20 protein-coding genes are annotated in these 22,934 nt (G+C 69.7%); 14 read left to right on the forward strand and 6 right to left on the reverse strand.

Features of this window, described 5'->3' with window-relative positions; translation table 11 throughout:
• Window positions 1-168: 168 nt before the first annotated feature.
• The 3 genes from B2K11_RS18165 to B2K11_RS18175 all read right to left on the reverse strand — a co-directional run bounded on the left by B2K11_RS18165 (window position 169) and on the right by B2K11_RS18175 (window position 1,869).
• Window positions 169-690, reverse strand: a complete 522-nt coding sequence (locus B2K11_RS18165; RefSeq protein WP_163620485.1) for an SRPBCC family protein — start codon at window positions 688-690, stop codon at window positions 169-171.
• Complete coding sequence (locus tag B2K11_RS18170; RefSeq protein ID WP_163620487.1) at window positions 687-1,412, reverse strand: aminoglycoside 3'-phosphotransferase; 726 nt, start codon at window positions 1,410-1,412, stop codon at window positions 687-689. Before B2K11_RS18170 ends, B2K11_RS18165 begins: the two co-directional genes overlap by 4 nt.
• Window positions 1,413-1,542: 130 nt before the next feature.
• Window positions 1,543-1,869 (reverse strand): DUF488 family protein, encoded by a 327-nt coding sequence (locus tag B2K11_RS18175; RefSeq protein WP_345770792.1) that lies wholly within the window; start codon window positions 1,867-1,869, stop codon window positions 1,543-1,545.
• 80 nt (window positions 1,870-1,949) lie between these two features.
• On the opposite strand from B2K11_RS18175, the gene B2K11_RS18180 reads away from it, so the two are divergent.
• The 10 genes from B2K11_RS18180 (at window position 1,950) to B2K11_RS18225 (ending at window position 13,399) form a co-directional block, all read left to right on the forward strand.
• Window positions 1,950-2,468 carry a hypothetical protein gene (locus B2K11_RS18180; protein ID WP_163620491.1) on the forward strand — a complete coding sequence of 173 codons (519 nt, stop codon included), beginning with the start codon at window positions 1,950-1,952 and terminating at the stop codon, window positions 2,466-2,468.
• Window positions 2,469-2,586: 118 nt separating this feature from the next.
• A complete protein-coding gene (locus tag B2K11_RS18185; RefSeq protein WP_163620493.1) occupies window positions 2,587-3,363 on the forward strand; it encodes an SDR family NAD(P)-dependent oxidoreductase in 777 nt (258 codons plus the stop codon).
• Window positions 3,364-3,488: 125 nt separating this feature from the next.
• Window positions 3,489-4,265: an enoyl-CoA hydratase/isomerase family protein gene (locus tag B2K11_RS18190; RefSeq protein WP_163620495.1), complete on the forward strand. Its 777-nt coding sequence runs from the start codon at window positions 3,489-3,491 to the stop codon at window positions 4,263-4,265.
• A 162-nt stretch (window positions 4,266-4,427) separates the two neighbouring features.
• A complete protein-coding gene (locus tag B2K11_RS18195) occupies window positions 4,428-5,282 on the forward strand; it encodes an NAD(P)-dependent oxidoreductase (RefSeq protein ID WP_163620497.1) in 855 nt (284 codons plus the stop codon).
• A gap of 153 nt (window positions 5,283-5,435) precedes the next feature.
• Window positions 5,436-5,822, forward strand: coding sequence for a VOC family protein (locus B2K11_RS18200; RefSeq protein WP_163620499.1), 387 nt, complete (start codon window positions 5,436-5,438; stop codon window positions 5,820-5,822).
• 345 nt (window positions 5,823-6,167) lie between these two features.
• Window positions 6,168-7,466, forward strand: coding sequence for an extracellular solute-binding protein (locus tag B2K11_RS18205; RefSeq protein WP_163620501.1), 1,299 nt, complete (start codon window positions 6,168-6,170; stop codon window positions 7,464-7,466).
• Window positions 7,467-7,555: 89 nt separating this feature from the next.
• Complete coding sequence (locus B2K11_RS18210; protein WP_239526240.1) at window positions 7,556-8,524, forward strand: sugar ABC transporter permease; 969 nt, start codon at window positions 7,556-7,558, stop codon at window positions 8,522-8,524.
• Window positions 8,517-9,323, forward strand: a complete 807-nt coding sequence (locus tag B2K11_RS18215) for a carbohydrate ABC transporter permease (protein ID WP_239526241.1) — start codon at window positions 8,517-8,519, stop codon at window positions 9,321-9,323. The genes B2K11_RS18210 and B2K11_RS18215 overlap by 8 nt, the downstream gene beginning before the upstream one ends.
• Window positions 9,320-12,394 carry a glycoside hydrolase family 2 TIM barrel-domain containing protein gene (locus B2K11_RS18220; RefSeq protein ID WP_239526242.1) on the forward strand — a complete coding sequence of 1,025 codons (3,075 nt, stop codon included), beginning with the start codon at window positions 9,320-9,322 and terminating at the stop codon, window positions 12,392-12,394. Before B2K11_RS18215 ends, B2K11_RS18220 begins: the two co-directional genes overlap by 4 nt.
• Complete coding sequence (locus tag B2K11_RS18225) at window positions 12,395-13,399, forward strand: LacI family DNA-binding transcriptional regulator (protein WP_163620505.1); 1,005 nt, start codon at window positions 12,395-12,397, stop codon at window positions 13,397-13,399. It abuts the gene before it with no gap.
• Between the two features lie 13 nt (window positions 13,400-13,412).
• Here the strand turns inward: B2K11_RS18225 and B2K11_RS18230 are convergent, their stop codons facing one another.
• The 3 genes from B2K11_RS18230 to B2K11_RS18240 are packed head-to-tail and all read right to left on the reverse strand — an operon-like array spanning window position 13,413 to window position 15,454.
• Window positions 13,413-14,312 (reverse strand): Cof-type HAD-IIB family hydrolase, encoded by a 900-nt coding sequence (locus B2K11_RS18230; RefSeq protein WP_163620507.1) that lies wholly within the window; start codon window positions 14,310-14,312, stop codon window positions 13,413-13,415.
• On the reverse strand, window positions 14,312-14,950 hold the full coding sequence (locus B2K11_RS18235; RefSeq protein ID WP_163620509.1) for a LysE family translocator: 639 nt from the start codon (window positions 14,948-14,950) through the stop codon (window positions 14,312-14,314). Before B2K11_RS18235 ends, B2K11_RS18230 begins: the two co-directional genes overlap by 1 nt.
• 9 nt (window positions 14,951-14,959) lie before the next feature.
• Window positions 14,960-15,454: a GNAT family N-acetyltransferase gene (locus B2K11_RS18240; protein ID WP_204260182.1), complete on the reverse strand. Its 495-nt coding sequence runs from the start codon at window positions 15,452-15,454 to the stop codon at window positions 14,960-14,962.
• Window positions 15,455-15,668: 214 nt separating this feature from the next.
• Here B2K11_RS18240 and rlmN point away from each other — a divergent pair, with 214 nt between their 5' ends.
• The 4 genes from rlmN to B2K11_RS18260 all read left to right on the forward strand — a co-directional run bounded on the left by rlmN (window position 15,669) and on the right by B2K11_RS18260 (window position 22,745).
• Window positions 15,669-16,910, forward strand: coding sequence for a 23S rRNA (adenine(2503)-C(2))-methyltransferase RlmN (gene rlmN / locus B2K11_RS18245; protein ID WP_163620511.1), 1,242 nt, complete (start codon window positions 15,669-15,671; stop codon window positions 16,908-16,910).
• A gap of 63 nt (window positions 16,911-16,973) precedes the next feature.
• Window positions 16,974-18,620 (forward strand): DUF4407 domain-containing protein, encoded by a 1,647-nt coding sequence (locus tag B2K11_RS18250; RefSeq protein ID WP_163620513.1) that lies wholly within the window; start codon window positions 16,974-16,976, stop codon window positions 18,618-18,620.
• Between the two features lie 226 nt (window positions 18,621-18,846).
• A complete protein-coding gene (locus B2K11_RS18255) occupies window positions 18,847-20,580 on the forward strand; it encodes an ABC transporter ATP-binding protein (protein ID WP_163620515.1) in 1,734 nt (577 codons plus the stop codon).
• Window positions 20,577-22,745: an ABC transporter ATP-binding protein gene (locus B2K11_RS18260; protein WP_163620517.1), complete on the forward strand. Its 2,169-nt coding sequence runs from the start codon at window positions 20,577-20,579 to the stop codon at window positions 22,743-22,745. The genes B2K11_RS18255 and B2K11_RS18260 overlap by 4 nt, the downstream gene beginning before the upstream one ends.
• The last annotated feature ends 189 nt before the right edge of the window (window positions 22,746-22,934 follow it).

The following is a 22,934-nucleotide window of genomic DNA, read 5'->3' on the forward strand; positions in this document are numbered from 1 at the left end:
GTCTCCTGGACCGCGCGCCGCACTCGTGCCCAGGCGGCAGGTGCGGTCCGGACATCGCGGGACTCCGGATGCCGAGAACCGGCGTTTGCCGGACCGCTCGCCGCTCCCCGCGGTCGTTGAGCGAGCGAGACGACACGCCCCGCACCCGGCGCGCGAGACGCCACCGCGTCAGTCGGCCGCCACGAGCCGCTCGTAGGCGGGCTGCAGCGCGGGGAAGTAGTCGTCCCACGCCACGGTGTCGGCGTCGAGACCGGCCTGAGCAGCGACGAGCCGGTCGAGGTAGTACTCCCACCCCGGACCGATCGAGCCGACGTCCTCGCCGGGGTTCAGCCGCTGGCCGAACGTGAGCACGGTGTCGCCGGGGGAGTCCTCGGCGAGCTCGAACCACAGGTGCCACGAGCCGCTGCCCTGGGACGTGTCGCCCGCGAACCGCCGCGGCGGGTCGCACTCGAGGATCGTGTACTCCTCGGGTGCGGCATCCTGTCCCTCCGACGTCATGTAGAACGTGACGTGTCCGGTCTTCGGATCTCCCTCCCACCGGCCGATCCACCGTTCGAGCCGCGCCGACTCGGTGAGCTCGCGCCAGACCTCGTCGGCGCCGGCCCGGAACCGGCGCAGGATCACGAGGTTCGGGTGCCCGTCGATCTTGCAGACGGTGCCGGTGATCGAGGGGCCGTTGTTCTCGCTCATGTCGCGTTCCAGAGGTCTCGGTAGTACGACAGACGCTCGCGGTCGGGTTCGACCCCGTACGCCTCGATGAGGGCGTCCTCCCATCCCTCGCCATAGTTCCACGTCGTCGACATCGACGCCACGGCGATGTCGGCCCAGCGGTCGCCGACGCCGAGCGTGCCGAGGTCGACGTGCGCCGACCATCGGCCGTCGTCGCCGATCAGTGTGTTGGGGCAGCACGCGTCGCCGTGGCACACGACGAGGCGGTCGATGGGCGGCGGCTCGCGCAGCGCGTCGGGGACACGGATGCCGCGGCCCTCGGCGTTCGCGATGCGCGACGGCACCCCCCAGTCGAACGGGCAGTCCTCCACCGGCAGCGCGTCGTGCAAGGCGCGCAGGCCCTCGCCGACGGCGCGGACGGCGATAGCCGGATGCGCGCGCCATGCGGGGTCGACGGCGGATGCGCCCGCCAGCGCGGCCGTGACCATCCACTCGTGGGTGTCGTCGGCTCCCGCCTCTAGGACGCGCGGCACCGTGGTGTGCCCGGTGGCCCAGCCGAGGCGCTCCACCTCGTCCGCGAACGAGGACTCGGCGTTGCGCGGCCCGTGCTTGACGTACCGGCCGTCGTCGGTGCGGAACGTCAGTCCGCCGTAGTCGTTGCGCCACACCGGGACCAGCACTGCGCCGCGCGCCAGCGCGCGCACCCGTGCGGGCACCTCGACGTCGACCGGCGGGATGTTCATCCCCTCATCCTGCCCGTTGCCGTCCGAGGTCCTGCCGAACTCCACGGATCCGGGCTCCGCTCGGGCCCAGCGCGCCGAGATTCCGGAGCCGAAGATCCGGCTGGCCGGCGAATCCGTGGAGTTCCGCAGATCATGCCTCGAGCGCATCGCGGAGGATCAGCGCATGGTTGTGCGACTCGTCGGCGACTGCGTGCAGCAGCGTCACCATTGGGTGGGGTGCCAGCTCCGCGCGCAGCGATTCCACGGCGGTGCGGGCCGGCCCGTCGAGCTCGGCGCGGTAGGCGGCCTCGAAGTCGGGCCACGAGAGGTCGGTGTGGTGGAACGCCTTCCGGAGTTCGGTCGAGGGGGCGACGTCCTTTGCCCACAGGTCGAGGGCCGCTCGTTCCTTCGAAAGGCCGCGCGGCCAGAGCCGGTCGACGAGCACGCGGAACCCGTCATCCGCCGACGGATCGTCCAAGACACGCCTCAGCCGGAGCTCCATCGCTCCATCCAAGCCGCGAGGGCGATCGAGCACCAGCTGCATGATGGGATGGAGTCATGCCCGCCACCACGCGTGTCATCCGCCGCCGAGGACCGCTCACGGCTCTCGAGGGAGCGGCGCCGGCGCTCGCGATCGGGGATGCCGCGGCCCGCCACGTCCGGCTGACTCCGGACGGGCTGGCGCCCTGGCTGGGCGAATCGCCGGCCGGCTTCATACCGTGGGGCGACGTGCGCCTGCTCGTCGTGGAGCCGCCGACGACGCGCTGGCCCCATCCCATGATCGGCGACTCCGTCGGACCGCAGCTGGAAGGCCTCCTCAGCGGCGGCGGCTCGTTCGTCGAGGGAACGGAGACGCCGACCTTCGCGGTGCGGGTCACGACCGACGACGACGTCATCGAGTGGGGCGTCACTCAGCACTATCTGTCGGGATATCGTCGCGCCGAGGCGCGTGCGACCACACGGCTGGCCGAGTACCTCATCGATCGGCCCGAAGCACGCGTGCTGCTGGCTCGCCCCGCCGAGCTCCTCGATCGCATCGCCACGCTGGTACGGCTGCGCCCGCCGATCGCCGAGTGACCGCGGGGCGACACGGTTAGCCTGGTCGGGATGCCGCACCGCCCGGCCAGCGGTGGGACTGGGTCCCGCGTATGCTGATACGCGGTTCCGCCGTTTACGGAGTTCGAAGGAGAATCCCATGGACCTCACCGACGCGTCCGCGCTCGTCACCGGCGGCGCGAGCGGACTGGGCCTCGCCACCGCACGCCGCCTGGCCGCAGCCGGCGCGGCGGTCACGATCCTCGACCTGGCAAGCTCGGCGGGCGCGGAGATCGCCGCAGAGCTCGGCGGCTCGTTCGCACCCGCCGACGTCACGGACCCGGAGCAGGTGGCCGCCGCGGTCGCCACGGCTGCGGCATCCGGTCCCCTTCGTGTCGTCGTGAACTGCGCCGGCATCGCGCCGCCCGCGAAGGTGCTCGACCGCGACGGCAACCCGTCGCCGCTCGAGGGCTTCGAGCGCATCGTCCGCGTCAACCTCATCGGCACCTACAACGTCATCGCGCAGGCCTCGGCAGTCATGTCCAAGACCGAGCCCACGGCAGACGGCGACGGCTCGGCGGGGGAGCGGGGGGTCATCGTCAGCACCGCGAGCGTGGCGGCGTTCGACGGCCAGATCGGCCAGCCCGCATACGCCGCGTCGAAGGGCGGCGTCCACGCCATGACCCTGCCGATCGCGCGCGAGCTCGCGCGCTACGGCATCCGCGTCCTGACGATCGCCCCCGGGATCATGGAGACCCCCATGCTGATGGGCCTGCCGCAGGCCGCGCAGGACTCCCTCGGCGAGCAGGTGCCGTACCCGCAGCGGCTCGGCAGGCCCGACGAGTACGCGCGCCTGGTGATGTCGATCGTCGACAACGGGTACCTCAACGGTGAGACCATCCGTCTCGACGGTGCCATCCGGATGGCTCCTCGTTGATCCGCCATCGCGCTATCCGGATGGCTCCCCGCTGACCTGCCATCGTGCCATCCGGATGGCCCCGAAGTAAGCCCCGGACCCACCCCCGGTGGCACCGAAGCAAGCCCCTCGACCCAAGGAGAGCCATGAGCGACTCGATCCTCGTCACGCGCGACGGCGCCCTCGCCCGCGTGACCTTCAACCGGCCCGCGTTCCTCAACGCCATGGGCTTCGAGATGGGCCGCCGCTGGCGTGACGTCGCGCACGAGCTCACCTCCGACGACTCGGTCGGGGCCGTGATCCTGGATGCCGCAGGCCCGGCCTTCTGCGCCGGCGGCGACGTGCTCGAGATGGCGACGTCGGGTGCGGTCGGCTCCGAGGTCACCGACGCGGCGCACACGATCCACGACGGCATCCGCACGTTCGTCGAGTCCGACAAGCCGATGGTCGCGGCCGTGCAGGGCGCGGTCGCCGGCGGCGGACTCGGACTCATGCTCGCCGCCGACTACATCGTGGCGTCGGAGCAGGCGCGCTTCGTCAGCAAGTACGCCAACATCGGCCTCACCCCCGACCTCGGCGTCTCGACCCTGCTGCCGGCCGCGGTCGGCCAGCGCCGCGCGCTCCAGCTGCTGCTGCAGGACCTCACGATCGACGCCACCACCGCGCTCGACTGGGGCCTCGTCACCGAAGTGGTGCCCGCGGCGGATGTGGCTGCGCGCGCCGAGGCGGTCGCGCGGTTCTGGCTCGACAACGCCACCGGTGCCTTCGGGCAGGCGAAGCGGCTCGTCCGCACGGGCGCCGGGCGCTCGTTCGCGGAGAACCTCGACGACGAAGCCGCCTCGATCGGCGCCCGCTTCGACACCGACGAGGCCCGCGCCCGCGTCGCGGCCTTCGCCGCGGCATCCGCCAAATCCCGTCCCTGACCCGCCCGCCCACCTGAGCCATCCGCCCCGCCCGCTACCGCCGACACCGGCATGTCCCACTTTCCACCGTTCCGGGCGACCGGGGCAGCGGAATTCGGGACATGAAGACCCGAAACCGGGACACTGAGGCGAAAATCGGGGCATCACCACCGGAGGAAGACAGTGACCAACCCCTCAACGAGCGACAAGTCCCTGGCCGGCAAGACGATCCTGATGTCGGGCGGCAGCCGCGGCATCGGCCTCGCGATCGCGCTGCGCGCGGCCCGCGACGGCGCCAACATCGCGCTGCTGGCGAAGACCGACACACCACACCCGAAGCTCGAGGGCACGGTGCACTCGGCGGCCGAGCAGATCCGCGCTGCCGGCGGGAATGCCCTCCCCATCGTGGGCGACGTGCGCAACGACGACGACGTCACCGAAGCCGTGCTCAAGACGCAGGGCGAGTTCGGCGGCATCGACATCGTCGTCAACAACGCCTCGGTGATCGACCTGTCGCGCTCGCTCGAGCTGGACGCCAAGAAGTACGACCTCATGCAGGACGTCAACGTGCGCGGCACGTTCATGCTCTCGCGTGCCGCGATCCCGATCCTGAAGGATGCCGCCAACCCGCACATCCTCTCCCTCTCGCCGCCTCTCAACCTCTCGCCGAAGTGGCTGGGCGGCCACACCGGCTACACGCTCGCGAAGTACGGCATGACGATGGCGACGCTGGGGCTCGCCGCGGAGTTCGCCGAGGCCGGCATCGCCGCCAACACGCTGTGGCCGCGCACGACGATCGCCACTGCCGCGGTGCAGTTCGCCCTCGGCGGCGACCGCATGATGAAGGTCAGCCGCACACCCGAGATCTACGCCGACGCCGCGTACGAGGTCGTCACCCGGCCGGCACGCGAGTACACGGGGCAGACGCTCATCGTCGAGGACGTCCTCGAGGCGGCCGGTGTGAGCGACTTCTCGGGCTATGCGGCGGTTCCGGGGACGCCCGACTCGGCGCTGTTCCCCGACATCTTCCTCGACTGAGGACTTCTTCCTCGGGTGAGGATTGCGTCATCGGCTGAGGACTCCTTCCTCGACTGAGGATTGCGTCCTCGGCTGAGGACTGCGTCATCGACTGAGGACTCCCCTTCTCGACCCCCGTGGTCTCGACCACCGGGGCGACGTAGGGTGGGCTTCATGGCGGTCCGGAGCCTGTTCCCGATCCTGCTGGGGCGAGATCTTCCGCAGCTCGTGCGCTTCTACGAGAGCGCGCTCGGCGCGACGGTGGCGTACCGGTTCGGCAGCGGCGACGAGGACGACTACGTCTCGCTGCAGATCGGCGACGTTGCGCTGGGCATCGGTCGCGACCCTGACGCGCTCCCGCCGTCGGTGGGCGACCGGGTCGCGCTCTGGTTCTACGTCGACGACGTGGATGCGACGTACGCGTCGTGGCTGGATGCCGGCGGCCGGGCCGAGCAGCCGCCCGCCGACATGCCGTGGGGCGAGCGCGTCGCCCAGGTGCGCGACCCGGGCGGCACGCTCGTCAATCTCGGGGCCGAAGCCCCCGCTGTCGCGTCCGTCTGACGACCGGCGGCAGCGCGTCATGCCGCGCAGAAGCGCGCCCCATCGTCTCGCGGGGCGTCCGTCCCCGTGCGTCTGCGGAAAACATGAATTCCGCTGAAACACTGGCGTGGTGACGTTACCAGTGTTACCGTTCCCTCGGACTCAGAAGCTGGTGTGCTCACTGGAGAGCGCAGGGGATGCGATGTCGCATCCACCCATGGATCTCCGGGAGCCCTCCGTCTGTCCGGCGTGCGTTCCGACGCGCGGCGGCTGATCCGCCGACGCCCGCACGGCACCATGTGCGGGACCTGTCGGAAGCCGAGGCACTGCTCGGCACCACCGAATCCACGGAAGGATCTGCAATCCATGAAAAGCTCTGCGAAGCTCGCCGCGGCCCTCACCCTCACGCTGCCCCTCGCCCTCACGCTGACGGCCTGCGGCTCCGGAGGCGACTCCGGCGGCGAAGGCGACGGTGACAACAAGCTCACCGTCTGGACCTGGGACCCCGCCTTCAACATCTACGCGATGGAGGAGGCCGAGAAGGTCTACCAGCAGGACAACCCCGACTTCGAACTCGAGATCGTCGAAGTGCCGTGGGATGACCTGCAGACCAAGCTCACCACGATCGCCCAGTCCCAGGCATTCGGCGAACTGCCCGACATCTTCCTGATGCAGAACAACGCGTTCCAGAAGAACGGGCTGAACTATCCCGACCTGTTCTCCGACTTCAGCGACTCCGACATCGACTTCTCGGAGTTCCCGGAGTCGGTCGTCGAATACTCGACCATCGACGACATCAACTACGGCGTGCCGTTCGACGCCGGCACCGCGGTCACAGCTCTGCGCACCGACGTCCTCGAGCAGGCGGGCTACACCGTCGACGACTTCACCGACATCACCTGGGACCAGTACCTCACGATCGGCAAGGACGTCCTCGCCAAGACCGGGCAGCCGCTGCTGTCGGGGCAGGCCGGGTCCGCCGACATCCCCATGATGATGCTCCAGTCGGCCGGTGCGAGCCTGTTCGACGACGAGGGCAACCCGACGATCGTGGACAACGAGGCGCTCGAGGCAGCCATCGACGTCTACACCCAGCTGGTCGACGCCGGCGTGCTCATCGAGGTCAACTCGTGGGACGAGTACATCGGCACGATCGTCAACAGCAACGTCGGGGGCACGGTCAACGGCATCTGGATCGTGGGCTCGATCCAGACCGCGGAAGACCAGGCCGGCAAGTGGGGGATCACGAACCTCCCCAAGCTCGACACGGTCTCGGGTGCGACGAACTACTCCGCCAACGGCGGCTCGTCGTGGGCCATCTCGTCCAACGCCGACGTCGATCTCGCCTCGGACTTCCTCGCAGCGACGTTCGCCGGCTCGACTGAGCTCTACGACACGATCCTGCCGAAGGCCGGCGCGGTCGCGAACTGGATCCCCGCGGGCGACAGCGACGTGTACAACGAGCCGATCGACTTCTTCGGCGGTCAGCCGATCTTCGCCGATGTGGTCGCGTTCGGTCCGGAGGTGCCCTCGAACAACACCGGCGCCTACTACTACGAGGCCCGCGACGCCGTGAGCACGGCCATGACGCAGATCATGGGCGGCACCGACACCGCGACGGCTCTGGGCGAGGCGCAGGCCAACGTCGAGTTCGCGATGGAGTAACCACGACGGAACGTCCGGCCGGGCGGTGACGCCCGCCCGGCCGGACGACCCACGTGATCCCGACCGCTCGAGGGAAAGAGATGACACCCGTGGCCTCCGACGCGAAGACGCGCACGAAGACACCGCGGCGGAACGATCCGCCGCCGCTGCCGAACTACATCGGCAACCGCAAGCCCTGGCTGAACAACACCCGCCGACGCAGCCTCACCGGCTGGGGGTTCCTGCTCCCGGCGGCCCTGCTGATCCTCTTCATGAGCTTCATCCCGATGGCGCAAGCCTTCGTGCTGTCGTTGCAGACGGGACGCGGCACCCGACTCGAGTTCGCGGAGCCGCTCTGGTACAACTACCAGCGCCTGCTGAGCGACGAGATCTTCAAGCTCACGCTCACCAACACCTTCATCTACCTGATCATCCAGGTGCCGCTCATGCTGACGCTGGCGCTCGTGCTGGCCAACCTGCTGAACAACCCCAAGCTGAAGTTCAAGGCGCTGTGGCGGACGGCCATCTTCCTGCCGTGCGCCGTGTCGCTGGTGTCGTACTCGCTCGTGTTCCGCACGCTCTTCGCCGGGGACGGATTCGTGAACGACATGCTGGAAGGCATCGGCCTGATCGACAACCCGATCAACTGGCTCGGGCAGGCAGACACCGCGCGCTTCGTGATCATCCTCGGCCTGCTGTGGCGCTGGACCGGCTACAACATGGTCTTCTACCTCGCCGCGCTGCAGAACATCGATCACTCGAGCATCGAGGCCGCGCGCATGGACGGCGCGAACGCCTTCCAGACGTTCTGGTACGTCACCGTCCCGCAGCTGAAGCCCATGATCGTGCTCACCGCGATCCTCTCGATCAACGGCACGCTTCAGCTGTTCGACGAGTCATGGGCGCTGACCCGAGGGGGGCCGGCCTACCAGACGATGTCGATGGCGCACTACCTCTACGAGGTGTCGTTCCAGAAGAACCCCAACTTCGGCTACGCCGCGGCGATCTCGTACGTGATCCTCATGCTCGTCGCCATCCTCTCGTTCATCCAGATGAAGGTCGGTGACAAGCGTGACTAAGCTCCGCAGCCTTCCCGGATACGCCCTGCTGGCGTTCTGGGCGCTCTTCTCCATCTTCCCGCTCTACTTCATGGTCGTCTCGGCCACCAACACCAGCAAGGACGTCCTCGCCTCGCGGATGCTGCCCGGCACCGCGCTGCTGGAGAACATCTCCGTGCTGTTCTCGACGCAGAACGTCGTGGGCGCGATGACGAACTCCTTCCTCATCGCGGTGGGGACGACGGTGCTCGCTCTGGCAGTGTGCTCGGTCGCCGGCTACGGCTTCGAGGTGTATCACTCCCGCGGCAAGGACATCGTCATGGCGATCCTCCTGCTCGCGATGATGATCCCCTTCGCCGCGACGATGATCCCCCTGTTCCAGCTGTTCGCGCGCGTCGGCATGGTCAACTCGCTGTGGGCCGTCGTCATCCCGATGATCTCGACGCCGTTCCTGATCCTGCTGTTCCGGCAGGCTTCGCGTTCGTTCCCGCACGACATCATCGAGGCGGCGCGTATCGACGGTCTGAAGGAGTTCGCGATCTTCGCGCGCATCTACGTGCCGACGATGCGGTCCACGTTCGCGGCGGCCGCGGTGATCACGTTCATGATGGCGTGGAACAACTTCCTCTGGCCCAAGGTGATCCTGGTCAACAACAGCATCCTGACGATGCCGATGCTCACGGCGAACATCAGCGCGGGGTACGTCACCGATTACGGCGTGCTGATGCTCGCCGTGCTGCTGTCGTCGCTGCCGACGATGCTCGTGTTCTTCCTCCTGCAGCGGCAGTTCGCGCAGGGCATCACGGGGGCGGTCAAGTGACTCTCGACACCATCCAGACGGCAGACGCACGCACGGACGGCGATCGCGCCGCGTTCGACCCGGCCCGCATCGCCGATCCCCGGTTCGTGCGGGAGAACCGCCGCCCCGCGCACTCGGACCACCGCTGGTTCCGCTCGGCGGCCGAGGCCGCCGACGGCGTCAGCGGCTACGAGCAGTCGCTGAGCGGCCGCTGGAAGATCCACTACGCGAAGAACCCGGCCGCGGCGCCGGCCGGCTTCTTCGAGCCGGGCTACGACTGCGAGAGCTGGGACGACATCCCGGTGCCCGCGCACATCCAGCTGCACGGGTACGACCGACCCCAGTACGTCAACGTCCAGTACCCGTGGGACGGCGTGGAGGAGATCGCGCCCGGACAGGTGCCCGAGCGCTACAACCCCGTCGCCTCGTACGTGAAGAGCTTCGTGCTCGACCGGCCGCTCGCCGCCGGCGAGACGATGAGCGTGAGCTTCCTCGGAGCCGAGAGCGCCATCGCCGTCTGGCTGAACGGCCGGTACCTCGGGTACGCGACCGACAGCTTCACGCCGTCGGAGTTCGACCTGACCGACGCGCTCGTCGACGGGGAGAACAAGCTCGCCGCCCAGGTCTTCAAGTTCTCGAGCGGATCGTGGCTCGAGGACCAGGACTTCTTCCGCTTCTCGGGGCTGTTCCGCGACGTGGTGCTTTACCGGCGGCCGGCGGTGCACGTCGAGGACGTCCGCGTCGACGTGGATCTCGCGCCCGGCAACGACGTCGCCGATGTGGCACTGCGCGTCACCTTGCGTGAGGGCTCTGCAGGCGGTGGGGGCTCGGTGCGCGCGCGCATCGACGGTGTGGGAGAGCTCCAGGATCGCGGCGACGGCGTGCTCGGCATCCGTCTCGACCGTCCCCGGCTGTGGAGCCCGGAGGACCCGGCGCTCTACGAGGTCCAGATCGAGGTGCGCGACGGCGCCGGAGACCTGATCGAGGTGATCGCGCAGCGGGTCGGCGTGCGACGCTTCGCGATCGAGGACGGTCTGCTCTCGCTCAACGGCCGCCGCGTGGTGTTCCTGGGCGTGAACCGTCACGAGTTCGGTCTGGCCGGACGCGTGCAGACGGCGGCCGACATCGAGGCCGACATCCTCCTGCTCAAGGCCGCCGGCGTGAACGCGGTGCGCACCAGCCACTACCCCAACAGCACCGCCTTCTACGAGCTCGCCGACCGCCACGGCCTGATGGTGATCGACGAGATGAACCTCGAGAGCCACGGCGTGTGGGACCGCATCCGCAAGCTCGGCGCGCCCATCGACGACGCCGTCCCCGGCGACCGGCCGGAGTGGCTGCCCACCCTCCTGGACCGCGCCGCGAGCATGTACGAGCGCGACAAGAACCACCCGAGCGTGGTGATGTGGTCGTGCGGCAACGAATCGTACGGCGGCACCAACCTGCGCGACGTCGCGGCCTACTTCCGCGAGGTGGACAGCCGCCCCGTGCACTACGAGGGCGTGCACTGGGACCCGCGCCATGAAGAGACGACGGATGTCGTCAGCCAGATGTACACGCCTGCGGCCGAGGTCGAGGAGTTCCTGCGGGAGCATCGCGAGAAGCCGTTCATCCTGTGCGAGTACGCGCACGCGATGGGCAACTCCTTCGGCGCGGTCGACGAGTACATCGAGCTCGCCTACCGGGAGCCGCTGTTCCAGGGCGGGTTCATCTGGGACTTCGCGGATCAGGCGATCGCCCTGACCGATCGCTACGGAAACGAGTACTTCGGCTACGGCGGCGACTTCGGCGACGCGCCGAACGACGGCGAGTTCTGCGGCAACGGCATCTTCTTCACCGACCACACCCCGACCCCCAAGCTCCAGGAGGTCACGTACCTCTATCAGGGGCTGCGCATCCGCATCGGCGACGACGCGATGACGGTGCACAACCGTCTGCTGGCGACCTCGAGTGCGGCGTACCGGTGCGTCGTGACGCTCGGCCGCGAGGGCACCGTGCTGCGCCGGGCGGAGGTCGAGACCGACATCCCGCCCGGCGAGACGAGGGCCATCCCCCTTCCGCTCGCGGTGCCCGCCGCGCCCGGGGAGTACACGATCGACGTCTCGTTCCGGCTGCGGTCGGCGACCGCGTGGGCGGCGGAAGGGCACGAGGTCGCCCATGAGCAGCGGGTGGTGCGGGTCGGCTCGCCGGCGGCCGTCGTCGCGGGCCCCGCTCCCGAGCTCATCCGCGGTGCGCACAACATCGGCGTGCGCGGACCGGGATTCAGCGTGCTGTTCTCGACGCTGTACGGCGGGCTCGCCTCGTACCGCTTCGGCATGACGTCGGACGGCGGGCGGGAGCTTCTCACCTCCATGCCGCGCCCGCACTTCTGGCACGCGCCGACCGCGAACGAGCGGGGATGGGAGGCGCCCTTCGAGGACGGGCAGTGGCTGCTCGCGAGCCGGTACGGGCGGGTGCGCGATCCGCTCACCAGCACGCGGGTCGAGACGGACGAGTCCGCCGTGACCGTGACGCTCTCGTACGAGCTGCCCACGCGACCGGCGACGACCTGCGAGGTCGCCTACCGCGTCGACGGTGCGGGACGCGTCGAAGTGACCCAGACGCTGCATCTCGTCGAAGGTCTGCCGAGCCTGCCCGAGTTCGGCATGCTCCTGACGACCCTGCCGGAGTTCCGCCGGCTGCGGTGGTATGGCGACGGACCGGAGGAGTGCTACGTCGATCGTCGCGGCGGCGCCCGGCTGGGCGTATACGATCGCGACGTGACGACGGAGCTGACGCCCTACCTGCGGCCGCAGGAGGCGGGGAGCCGCACCGGCGTGCGCTGGGCCGAAGTGACCGACGGCCGCGGCGTGGGCCTGCGGGTCGAGTCGCCCGACGGCATGGAGTTCTCGGCGCTGCCGTGGACACCCGACGAAGTGGAGAACGCGCTGCATCACACCGAGCTGCCGCCGATCCACCGCACGGTGCTGCGCCCGGCGCTCATGCGCCGGGGCGTCGGCGGCGACGACTCGTGGGGCGCGCGCACGCTGGCGCAGTACCACCTCCCCACGCGCGGCGACCTCGAGTTCCGCTTCGCGTTCCGAGGGGTGTGAATGGCTGACCGCCGGACATCGTTGCGGGATGTCGCGCAGGCCGTCGGCGTATCGGTGCAGACCGTGTCGCGTGTCGCGAACGGCGAGCCGAACGTGGCGCCCGAGAAGCGCGAGCTGATCCTCACCACGATGCGCGAGCTCGGCTACCGGCCGAACGCCGCCGCGCGCGCCATCCGCCGCGGGTCGTTCCGCACGGTGGGCGTCGTCTACTACAACCTCCACTCGGTCGGCACGCATCGCTCGCTCGAGGAGATCTCGGAGCGAGCCGCCGAGCGGGGCTACGCGACCACCCTGATGCCGTTGGCCGCGACCTCCGGGCGCGCGGCCAACGGCGCCTTCACACGGCTGGGGGAGATGGCCGTCGACGTGCTCATCGTGATCCTCCCCGCACCCTTCGGGGTCGACGAGACGCTGCAGCTGCCCGAGGGCGTGCCGACGGTCGTGCTCGGTCCGCCGCTCGTGGAGGGCGTGGCATCCGTCGACTTCGATCAGGAGGTCGGGGCGCGTGAGGCCGTCGGGCACCTGCTCGACCTCGGTCACGAGACGGTCCATCACATCACCGGGCCGTCGGTGTCGTTCTCGGCGGAAGCCCGGTGCCGCGCCTGGATGCAGGTGCTGACGGAGCGGGGCCGCCGCATCCCGTCGACCCGGTCCGGCGACTGGAGCCCGGGCTCCGGCTACGAGGCCACGAAGCGGCTGCTGCGCGAGGAGCGGCCCACCGCCCTCTTCGCCGCGAACGACCAGATGGCGCTCGGGGCCTACCGGGCGATCATCGAGGCGGGCCTGCGCATTCCCGAGGACGTGTCGCTCGTCGGCTTCGACGACATCGACGAGGCCGAGATGTTCGCACCCCCGCTGACGACGGTGCGCCAGGACTGGGGCCTACTCGGCCGCCAATCCCTGCGCGTGGCGCTGGAGATGGAGCGCGGCGCGCCCCCTGAGCACGTGCGGCTGCCGACCGGACTCGTGCCGCGGGACTCCACAGCGCCGCCGCGCGCCGGCTGAGTCGGCGCTCGGCTCAGATGAGGCCGAGCCGGCGGAAGGCGTTGGCGATGCCGTCGTCGAGCACGTCGGTCGTCACGAGGTCGGCGAGCTCTTTGAGCTCGGGTCGTGCATTGCCCATCGCGACCGCGACGCCGCACACCTGGAACATCTCGATGTCGTTCCAGCTGTCGCCGACCGCGACGGCGTCGGCGGCATCCATGCCCAAGTGGGCCAGCAGCAGCTCGATCGCCGAGCCCTTCGTCGTGTCGCGCTCGCTGATCTCGCCGTTCGAGCCGCCGGGCAGCGGCATGCTCCCCGGCACGATGAGGAACTCGTCGCCGAGGTCGGCCCGCAGCTCGTCGATGCCCTCCTCGTGGTCGCTCACGAACACGGCCTTGTCGATGCGGCTGAGGTCGGCCTCCTCCACGCGGGGGAACGTGCGCTGGGCGAGCCCGACGAGGGAGTCCTCGGGACGCACCTCCTCGCCGGCCCGCTCCCTGGCCTCGAGGGCGACCGCGTAGTCGCGCATCAGCTCGGCCATGTCGTCGCTCGCGTAGACGCCGTCACGAGCCTGCAGGAAATAGCGGATGCCGCGGCTGCGCAGCGCCGTCAGCATCCGGTCCGTCGCCTCCGGCGAGAGGGGGCGTTCGACGACCACCTCACCGTCCGAGGTCACGAGGGCGCCGGAGTTGGTGACGGCGCCGTCGAACCCGATGTCCGCGACGACCGGATGGATGTCGGCAGCCGACCGCCCCGTGCTGAGGTACACGAGATGTCCGGCCGCGCGGGCGGCGCGGACCGCGTCCGGCGTCGAGGGGGAGATGTGCGAGCCGTGCTCGAGGATCGTGCCGTCGACGTCGAGGAAGACGATGCGTCGTCTCCCGGCCTCGGTCCCAGTGCCGGCCTCGGTCCGTGAGCCTGTCGAAGGTGTCATCAGTGCTTGTTCCCGGTGAAGAGGAGGATGCCGCCGAGGCCGATCATGAGGCCGCCTCCGGTGGCGGACAGGGTGGAGATGCGCTTCGGCGAGCGGCCGAACCACGTGCGGGCGCCCGCGGCGACCAGTGCCCAGATGCCGTCCGAGATGAGCGCGATCACGAAGAACACGAGGCCGAGCTCGATCATCTGCAGGGGCACCGAGCCCGCGCTCAGGTCGACGAACTGGGGCAGCACCGCGACGAAGAACGCGATCGTCTTCGGGTTGGTCACCCCGACGACGAACCCCTCGCCCAGCTGACGCCAGGCCGAGCGGGGCAGGGCGCCTCCGCTCGCCTCGGCGGCCGCGCGGTGGCGGTGGCGGATCGCCTGCACGCCGAGGTACATCAGGTACACGGCGCCGGCGACCTTGACGATCGTGAACAGCACGGCCGACTGCGCGACGACGCCGCCGACGCCGATGGCGACGAGGCCGATGACCGGCAGCAGGCCCAACGCGTTGCCGAGCACGCTGAGGAGGCCCCCGACGGGACCGAGCGCGAGCGCGCGCCCGATCGTGAAGAGCACGCTCGGGCCCGGGATGACGATCAGCACGAGCGCCGCGAGCGTGAAGGCGAGGAGGTTCTCGAGGGGGACCACACGGCGAGCCTAGCCGCGGCGCCTCGCGTCGAGCCGTTTGCGCAGGAAGACCTGTTCGGTGCCGTCGTCACCCGACACCCGCTGCGTCTCGGCATAGCCGACGCGTTGGTAGAGGCGGATGTTCGCCTCGCTCAGCGACCCGGTGAACAGTTCCGCCTCGGTGGCGCCCTTGCCGGCACCGCGGCGCTCGACCGCCTCCAGCAGGGCGCTGCCGATGCCCTCGCCCGCGCGGTCCGGCGCGATCGCGATGCGTCCGACGAGCAGCAGGTCGCCGTCGAGGCGTGCGCGCAGCGCTCCGACCATGCGCGTGCCGTCGAGCGCGACGACGCCCAGGTTCTCGGTCAGCTCCGCCTCGAGCGCCTCGAGCGTCTGCGTGAGGGGCGGCATGTCCGGGGTGCCGTAGATGAGCGCCTCCTGCACGAATGCCGCGCGCTGCAGTGTCAGCACCTCGCCGGCATCGCTGGGCTCGATCGCCCGGATCGTCAGGTCGTTGTCATCGCTCACCCGGTCAGGCTAACCGCGCCGCCCGCGTGCCCGATGGGGCTTGACGGTGTGCCAGAACACGGGCCGGTGACGGCGACGCGCCGGGGACGGATGCCGCGACCCGGCGCGCCACGTCACCGGCCCGTGTTTTCGCACAGGTGGTGGTGTCCGCCGGGGCGGGACGGGATGCGCCGGCATCGGCATCCGTCCAGGCGCGTCCCCTACCCTGGATTTCATGACCGATTCGCCCGTGCGCACGACCAAGCCCCGGCAGGTGCGTCCGGCGACTGAGGGATGGACCCAGAAGAAGGATGCCGAGGGCCGGCCGCTTCTGCAGTTCGCGAGTCCCAAGCGGGGCAAGCCCCCGCTGCACCTGGCCGACCTCACTCCCGAGCAGCGCGTCGAGAAGGTCAAGGAGCTGGGGCTTCCCGGCTTCCGGGCGAAGCAGCTCGAGAAGCACTACTTCCAGCACTGGACCCACAACCCCGCCGACATGACGGATCTGCCCGCCGAGGGTCGCGAGGAACTCGTCCACGGCATGCTCCCGCCCCTTCTCACCGAGGTGCGGCGCCTCGAGACCGACCGCGGCGACACGATCAAGTTCCTGTGGAAGCTGCACGACGGCGCCCTCGTCGAGTCGGTGCTGATGCGCTACCCCGGCCGCATCACGCTGTGTGTGTCGAGCCAGGCGGGCTGCGGCATGAACTGCCCGTTCTGCGCCACCGGGCAGGCCGGACTCACCCGCAACATGTCGGCCGCCGAGATCATCGAGCAGATCGTGCGCGCCAACCGCCTCATCGCCGAAGGCGGCCTCGGCGGCAAGAAGAAGACCGATCACTCCGCCGAGCGGGTGTCGAACATCGTGTTCATGGGCATGGGCGAGCCGCTCGCGAACTACTCGCGGGTGATGCAGGCGGTCCGGGTCATGACCGACAAGCAGCACGGCCTCGGCATGAGCGCCCGCGGCATCACCGTCTCGACGGTTGGGCTCGTGCCCGCGATCACGAAGCTCGCGAACGAGGACATCCCGGTGACCTTCGCGCTCTCGCTGCACGCCCCCGACGACAAGCTGCGCGACGAGCTCATCCCGGTGAACTCGCGCTGGAAGGTCGACGAGGCGCTCGACGCCGCGCGCGCCTACTTCGAGAAGACCGGGCGCCGCGTGTCCATCGAGTACGCGCTCATCAAGGACATGAACGACCACGGCTGGCGCGCCGACCTCCTGGCCGAGAAGCTCAACGCCCGCGGTCGCGGCTGGGTGCACGTGAACCCCATCCCGCTCAACCCGACCCCCGGGTCGATCTGGACCGCGTCCGACGTGCCGGTGCAGAACGAGTTCGTGCGGCGCCTCAACGACGCCGGCATCCCCACCACCCTCCGCGACACCCGCGGCAAGGAGATCGACGGCGCCTGCGGGCAGCTCGTCGCCACCGAAGAGGACGAGGCGGTCGCCGCTGTCACCCCGCTCGAGGACTGAGCCCACAGCCTCCGCAGCGCGAGACACACCTGCCGCACAGGTTGGCCTGTCTAGGGTGTCGGGATGTCTTTCTCCGCACACCGGCCGGGTCGATTCGGCTCCGACGGCCGCATCGAGTTCGAGACGGACGGCGAGCGGACCGAGGATCTGTACCTCGACGACGTGCGGGCCCAGCAGGCCGCCGGCGAGCCGGGCGACGAGCGGGTGGATGCCGACGGCCCCGAGGATCCGTACCCGGTGACGCGCGATCTGCTCGAGGACGCGCTTGCGATGAACCCGACGCAGCCGGTCCAGGTGGTGGCAGACAAGGTGGTGGCGGCAGAGCCGCAGGTCGCGGCGCCGGAGGCGGCAGCGCCGGCCGTGGCGGAGACCGCTCGGATCGGTGAGTGGGGAGCCGTGGACGAGGCGGCGGCGACCACCGCGCCGCTCGAGGAGGAGGAGCCCGCGGCGGCGGCCGCTCCCACGCGTCCGGCTCGCTCGAAGCGCGTCAAGCGCCGCCGGGAGCGCGGCTCGGGCTGGCGCAGGCTCGCCGTTCTGGGCGGCGCCGACGCATCGGTGCTCGACCAGGTGCCCATCGAGACGCCCCGCTTCGTGCAGATGTTCTTCGTGATCGCCGGCACCGCCCTGATCTCGGCGATCTCGATGTTCTTCGCCCTGACCACCGGCGTCCGGATCGTCGCCTGGGGCGCGCTGCCGCTGGCCATCATCTGGGCGCTCATCATCTTCAACCTCGACCGCTTCCTCACCTCGACCATGCGGTCCACGCACAGCGTTGGCCGGCTGATCGGGCTCGCCATCCCTCGGGTCATCATGGCGGCGGTCATCGGCATCGTCGTGGCCGAGCCGCTCGTGCTGCAGATCTTCCACAACGACATCGCACGCGAGGTGACGGCGACGAACATCGTGCAGGCGCAGTCGGATCAGGACGCCGTCACCGACGGCCCCGAGAAGCAGGCGCTGGATGCCGCGAGCGAGCGTGTCGCCGCGCTCGAGAGCCAGGCGGCCAGCGGCGTCGTCGAGGGCGCGGACACCACGTCGGCGGCGACCGCCTCGGCGCAGCAGACCGCGGACGACCTGACCGCCAAGCTCGCCGCCCAGCAGCAGGTGATCGATCAGGCGCGCGCGATCTACCAGTGCGAGCTGACCGGCCAGGGCGCCGGTGAGGTGCCGGGCTGCAGCGGCGTCGCCGGCGAAGGAGCGAGTTCGGGCGCCGCCCAGGCGCAGCTCGCCCAGGCGCAGGCCTCGTACGACGACCTCGCCGCGAAGCTGCGCACCGCCGAGGCGGATCTCGCGGCCGCCCAGTCGGCCGGGACCGCCAGCGCCGGGGCCTCGGAGGCACAGAACAAGCAGCAGGCAGAGGACGAGCTGCCCGCGGCACGTGCCCAGTACGAGGCGGCGCTCGAGGCGTATGACGCACGGGCCGCGGAGGTCGCCGGCGGCAACGCCGGCGCCGTGGGCCTCCTGAGCCAGATCAGCGGACTCGAGCGTCTGTCGCAGCGCGAGCCCACGCTGGCGTGGGCGCACTGGCTCATCGCCGGACTCTTCTTCATGATCGAGCTGCTCCCGGTGCTCGTGAAGGTGCTGACGAGCTACGGCCAGCCTTCTCTCTACGAGCAGGCCGACGGGCTCCGCCGCCAGGTGGCGCTGGATCGGGTGACCGCGCGCAGCTGGCGGGAACGCGCCGACATCGCGCAGGGCGGGCCGGCCTGAGCCGAGGCATCCACGATTCCCGACGGCGGGATGCTTGAGGCCGAGGCTCGCGATATATCGTGTTAGAGTGACCGCGGAACGCGGGAACAGCCGCCCGCGTACCTCGTTCGTCCTCCGTGAACGGGACTGCCGCGATGTCGGGAGCCCGTGCAAAGGTGGGTCGGCACCCATGGACACCGCATCAGGCGGTGTTTCGTCATGGCCTCGTCACTTCCGGGAGAAGTCCGTGCTCGCCAAACTCCTCGTCCGCTACCTCAAACCATCCGGCTGGCTGCTGCTCGGTGTGCTGCTGTTCCAGTCCGCCTCCGCCGTGGCCTCGCTCTACCTGCCCAGCCTCAACGCCGACATCATCGACAACGGCGTCTCCAAGGGAGACACCGAGTACATCTGGCGCACCGGCACCGTGATGCTCACCGTGTCGCTCGCCCAGATCGTCGCCTCGATCATCGCCACCTACTTCGCCGCGCGCGCGGCGATGAAGCTCGGGCGCGACATCCGTGACGACGTCTTCGAGCGTGTCTCAGGGTTCTCCGAGCGCGAGGTCACAGGCTTCGGCGCCGGATCGCTCATCACCCGCAACACCAACGACGTGCAGCAGGTGCAGATGCTGGCGATGATGGCGGCCACCTTCCTGGTCACGGCGCCTCTGCTCGCGATCGGTGGAATCATCCTCGCGATCGAGCAGGCGGCGAGCCTCGCCTGGATCATCGCCGTCGCAGTTCCGGTGCTGCTCCTCGTCGCCGGCCTCGTCATCGCGCGCATGGTTCCGCTGTTCCGCAGCTTCCAGTCACGGCTCGACGGCGTGAACCGCATCATGCGCGAGCAGCTCACCGGCATCCGGGTCATCCGCGCGTTCGTGCGGGAGCCGATCGAAGAGGAGCGCTTCCGCGAGGCCAACACCGAGATCATGGTCGTCGGCCGCAAGGTCGGCTCGCTGTTCGTGGTGCTCTTCCCCGCCGTCATGCTGATCCTCAACGTGACCGTGATCGGCGTGATCTGGTTCGGCGGCATGCAGGTCGATTCGGGCGAGATCCAGATCGGCACGCTGTTCGCCTTCATGCAGTACGCCATGATCATCCTCTCGGGCGTCATGATGGCGAGCTTCATGACGCTGATGATCCCGCGCGCGGCGGTGTCGGCCGAGCGCATCGGCGAGGTGCTCGACACCGCGTCGTCGCTGGAGCGCGCGGCGAACGCTGCGGCGGACTTCCCCGCACCGGGCACGGTCGAGTTCAAGGACGTGACCTTCACCTACCCGGGTGCCGAGCACCCGATCCTCTCGGGAATCACCTTCCGCGCCGCACCAGGTGAGACCGTCGCGGTCGTGGGTTCGACCGGCGCCGGCAAGACCACGCTGATCTCGCTGATCCCGCGGCTGTTCGACGTCACGGACGGCGTCGTGGAGGTGGGCGGCCTCGATGTCCGTCACGCCGACCTCGAAGCCCTGTGGGCGACGATCGGGCTGGTGCCTCAGCGTCCCTTCCTGTTCTCGGGCACGATCGCGTCGAACTTGCGGTTCGGCCGCGAAGAGGCGACGGATGCCGAGCTCTGGCACGCCCTCGAGATCGCGCAGGCGAGTGACTTCGTGAGCCAGATGAACGGCGGGCTCGACGCGCCGATCTCCCAGGGCGGCACGAACGTGTCGGGCGGCCAGCGTCAGCGTCTCGCCATCGCCCGGGCGATCGTGCACCAGCCGCGCGTGCTGGTGTTCGACGACTCGTTCTCGGCGCTGGATCTCACCACCGACGCACGGCTGAGACAGGCGCTGTGGCGGGAGCTGCCCGACGTCACGAAGATCGTCGTCGCGCAGCGGGTCTCGACGATCACCGATGCCGACCGCATCATCGTGCTCGACGACGGCGGCATCGTGGGTCTCGGCACGCACGATGAGCTGCTCGAGACCAGCCAGACCTACCGCGAGATCGTCCAGTCCCAGCTTGGAGCGGAGGTCGCCCGATGAGCGCCGAACACCCCTCGAACCCCGAACACCCCTCGAACCCCGAACAGCAGTCCCGCGCCGACAAGCCCGCCACCCGGCGCCGCGCCCGCGACGCCGTCGCCGAGCTCAGCCCAGAGGAGAAGCTCGAGATCGAGCTCGGCGAGCAGGCCCGCATCTCGGCCGACGACTGGAGCGGCGCCGTCGCCCCGGGCAAGGCCGCGCGCTTCGGCCCGTCCTTCCGCCGCCTCATCGGACTGCTGCGTCCCAACGCGGTCGGCTTCATCTTCGTGTCGATCCTCGGCTCGATCGGCGTCGTCTTCGCCGTGCTCTCGCCCAAGGTTCTGGGCGAGGCGACCAACATCCTCTTCGAGGGCGTCGTGTCGTCGATGGCGCCGTCGGGCGCCACCAAAGAGCAGGTCGTCCAGGGGCTCGAAGCCTCCGGCGAGCAGGACCTCGCCAACATGGTCGCGGCCATGGAGCACTTCGTGCCCGGCGCCGGCGTCGACTTCCTGGCGCTCAGCCGCGTGCTGCTCATCGTGCTCGCGCTGTACTTCGCGTCGTCCCTGCTGATGTGGGTGCAGGGCTACGTCATCAACGTGATCATGGTGCGCGTCATGTGGCGCCTGCGCGAAGACGTCGAGGCGAAGATCAACCGGCTGCCGCTGCGCTACTTCGACCGGGTGCAGCGCGGCGAGCTGATCTCGCGCGTCACGAACGACATCGACAACATCACCCAGATGATGCAGCAGTCGCTGTCGCAGGCGCTCACGAGCGTGCTCACCGTGATCGGCGTGCTCATCATGATGCTGACGATCTCGTGGCAGCTGACCCTCGTGGTGCTGGTCAGCTTCCCGCTCATGGCGGTGCTGTTCGGCGTCATCGGACCGCGGTCGCAGAAGGCGTTCGGCATCCAGTGGCGCAAGGTCGGCCGTCTCAACGCACGCGTCGAGGAGTCGTTCTCGGGCCACGCGCTCGTCAAGGTCTTCGGTCGTGAGCAGGCGTCCCGCGAGGCGTTCCGCGCCGAGAACGAGGAGCTCTACGCGGCATCCTTCAAGGCGCAGTTCCTGTCGAACATCATGATGCCCGCGATGATGTTCATCGGGAACCTGACCTATGTCGGCATCGCCGTCTTCGGTGCGCTGATGGTCGCGGGCGGCCAGTTGCGCCTCGGCGACGTGCAGGCGTTCATCCAGTACTCGCAGCAGTTCACGCAGCCACTGTCGGAGCTGGGCGGCATGGCCGCGGTCGTCCAGTCCGGCACCGCCTCTGCCGAGCGCGTGTTCGAGCTGCTCGACGAGGAGGAGCAGGAGCCCGACGCGCAGGACGCACCGGCCCCTGTCGACGGCGACGGCACCATCGAGTTCCAGGACGTGGCGTTCTCGTACTCGCCCGACCGCCCCCTCATCCACGATCTGTCCTTCCGGGTGGAGCCGGGGCAGACGGTCGCTATCGTGGGCCCGACCGGTGCCGGCAAGACGACGCTCGTGAACCTCCTGATGCGCTTCTACGAGCTCGACGGCGGCCGCATCCTCCTCAACGGGCAGGACATCGCGCAGCTCACGCGGCGCGACATCCGCGCCAAGACGGGCATGGTGCTGCAGGACCCGTGGCTGTTCGCCGGCACGATCCGCGAGAACATCCGCTACGGCCGCGCCGACGCCACCGACGCCGAGATCCTCGCCGCGGCCCGCGCGACGTACGTCGACCGGTTCGTGCACTCGCTGCCGGACGGCTACGACACCCTCCTCGACGAGGATGCGTCGAACATCTCGGCAGGCGAGAAGCAGCTCATCACGATCGCCCGTGCCTTCGTGGCGCAGCCGTCGGTGCTGATCCTCGACGAGGCGACGAGCTCGGTCGACACCCGCACCGAGCTGCTGCTGCAGCACGCCATGGCGGCGCTGCGCGAAGGCCGGACGTCGTTCGTGATCGCGCACCGCCTGTCGACCATCCGCGACGCCGACCTCATCCTCGTGATGGAGAACGGCGGGATCGTCGAGAAGGGCACGCACGACGACCTCATCGTCGCCCAGGGTGCGTACTTCCGGCTCTACAACTCGCAGTTCGAGCAGGCGGCGACCGATCTCGACGAGGAGTCCCGCGCGCTCGCAGAAGCCGAGCGTGGCGAGCCGCTCGCCGAGTCCTCGGGCGACGCCCTCGAGGACGAGTCGGCCCCGGTCGTCTGACCGACCCTGACGACGGATGCCGCACCCCCGCGCACGCGCCGGGTCGCGGCATCCGTCGTCTCTGTCTGCCGTCTGCCACCGCGGCCGGCCGCCGCCCCCCTGCTGGGGGGGCGCTCGCCTGTCGCGACGTGCCGCCGGCCGGCGATTGAGGGCGGGCGAGGAGCGGGATCGCGCCGGCGACCCCGTGCG

The organism is Microbacterium sp. B35-30, from assembly GCF_010634855.1.
Classification (GTDB): domain Bacteria; phylum Actinomycetota; class Actinomycetes; order Actinomycetales; family Microbacteriaceae; genus Microbacterium.

Excerpts from the sequence above, each read along its gene's own strand:
- B2K11_RS18205 (WP_163620501.1), top strand. The coding sequence starts at position 6,168 with ATGAAAAGCTCTGCGAAGCTCGCCGCGGCCCTCACCCTCACGCTGCCC.
- B2K11_RS18185 (WP_163620493.1), top strand. The coding sequence starts at position 2,587 with ATGGACCTCACCGACGCGTCCGCGCTCGTCACCGGCGGCGCGAGCGGA.
- B2K11_RS18225 (WP_163620505.1), top strand. The coding sequence starts at position 12,395 with ATGGCTGACCGCCGGACATCGTTGCGGGATGTCGCGCAGGCCGTCGGC.
- B2K11_RS18230 (WP_163620507.1), bottom strand. The coding sequence starts at position 14,312 with ATGACACCTTCGACAGGCTCACGGACCGAGGCCGGCACTGGGACCGAG.
- B2K11_RS18250 (WP_163620513.1), top strand. The coding sequence starts at position 16,974 with ATGTCTTTCTCCGCACACCGGCCGGGTCGATTCGGCTCCGACGGCCGC.
- rlmN (WP_163620511.1), top strand. The coding sequence starts at position 15,669 with ATGACCGATTCGCCCGTGCGCACGACCAAGCCCCGGCAGGTGCGTCCG.
- B2K11_RS18170 (WP_163620487.1), bottom strand. The coding sequence starts at position 1,412 with ATGAACATCCCGCCGGTCGACGTCGAGGTGCCCGCACGGGTGCGCGCG.
- B2K11_RS18260 (WP_163620517.1), top strand. The coding sequence starts at position 20,577 with ATGAGCGCCGAACACCCCTCGAACCCCGAACACCCCTCGAACCCCGAA.
- B2K11_RS18165 (WP_163620485.1), bottom strand. The coding sequence starts at position 690 with ATGAGCGAGAACAACGGCCCCTCGATCACCGGCACCGTCTGCAAGATC.
- B2K11_RS18190 (WP_163620495.1), top strand. The coding sequence starts at position 3,489 with ATGAGCGACTCGATCCTCGTCACGCGCGACGGCGCCCTCGCCCGCGTG.
- B2K11_RS18180 (WP_163620491.1), top strand. The coding sequence starts at position 1,950 with ATGCCCGCCACCACGCGTGTCATCCGCCGCCGAGGACCGCTCACGGCT.
- B2K11_RS18200 (WP_163620499.1), top strand. The coding sequence starts at position 5,436 with ATGGCGGTCCGGAGCCTGTTCCCGATCCTGCTGGGGCGAGATCTTCCG.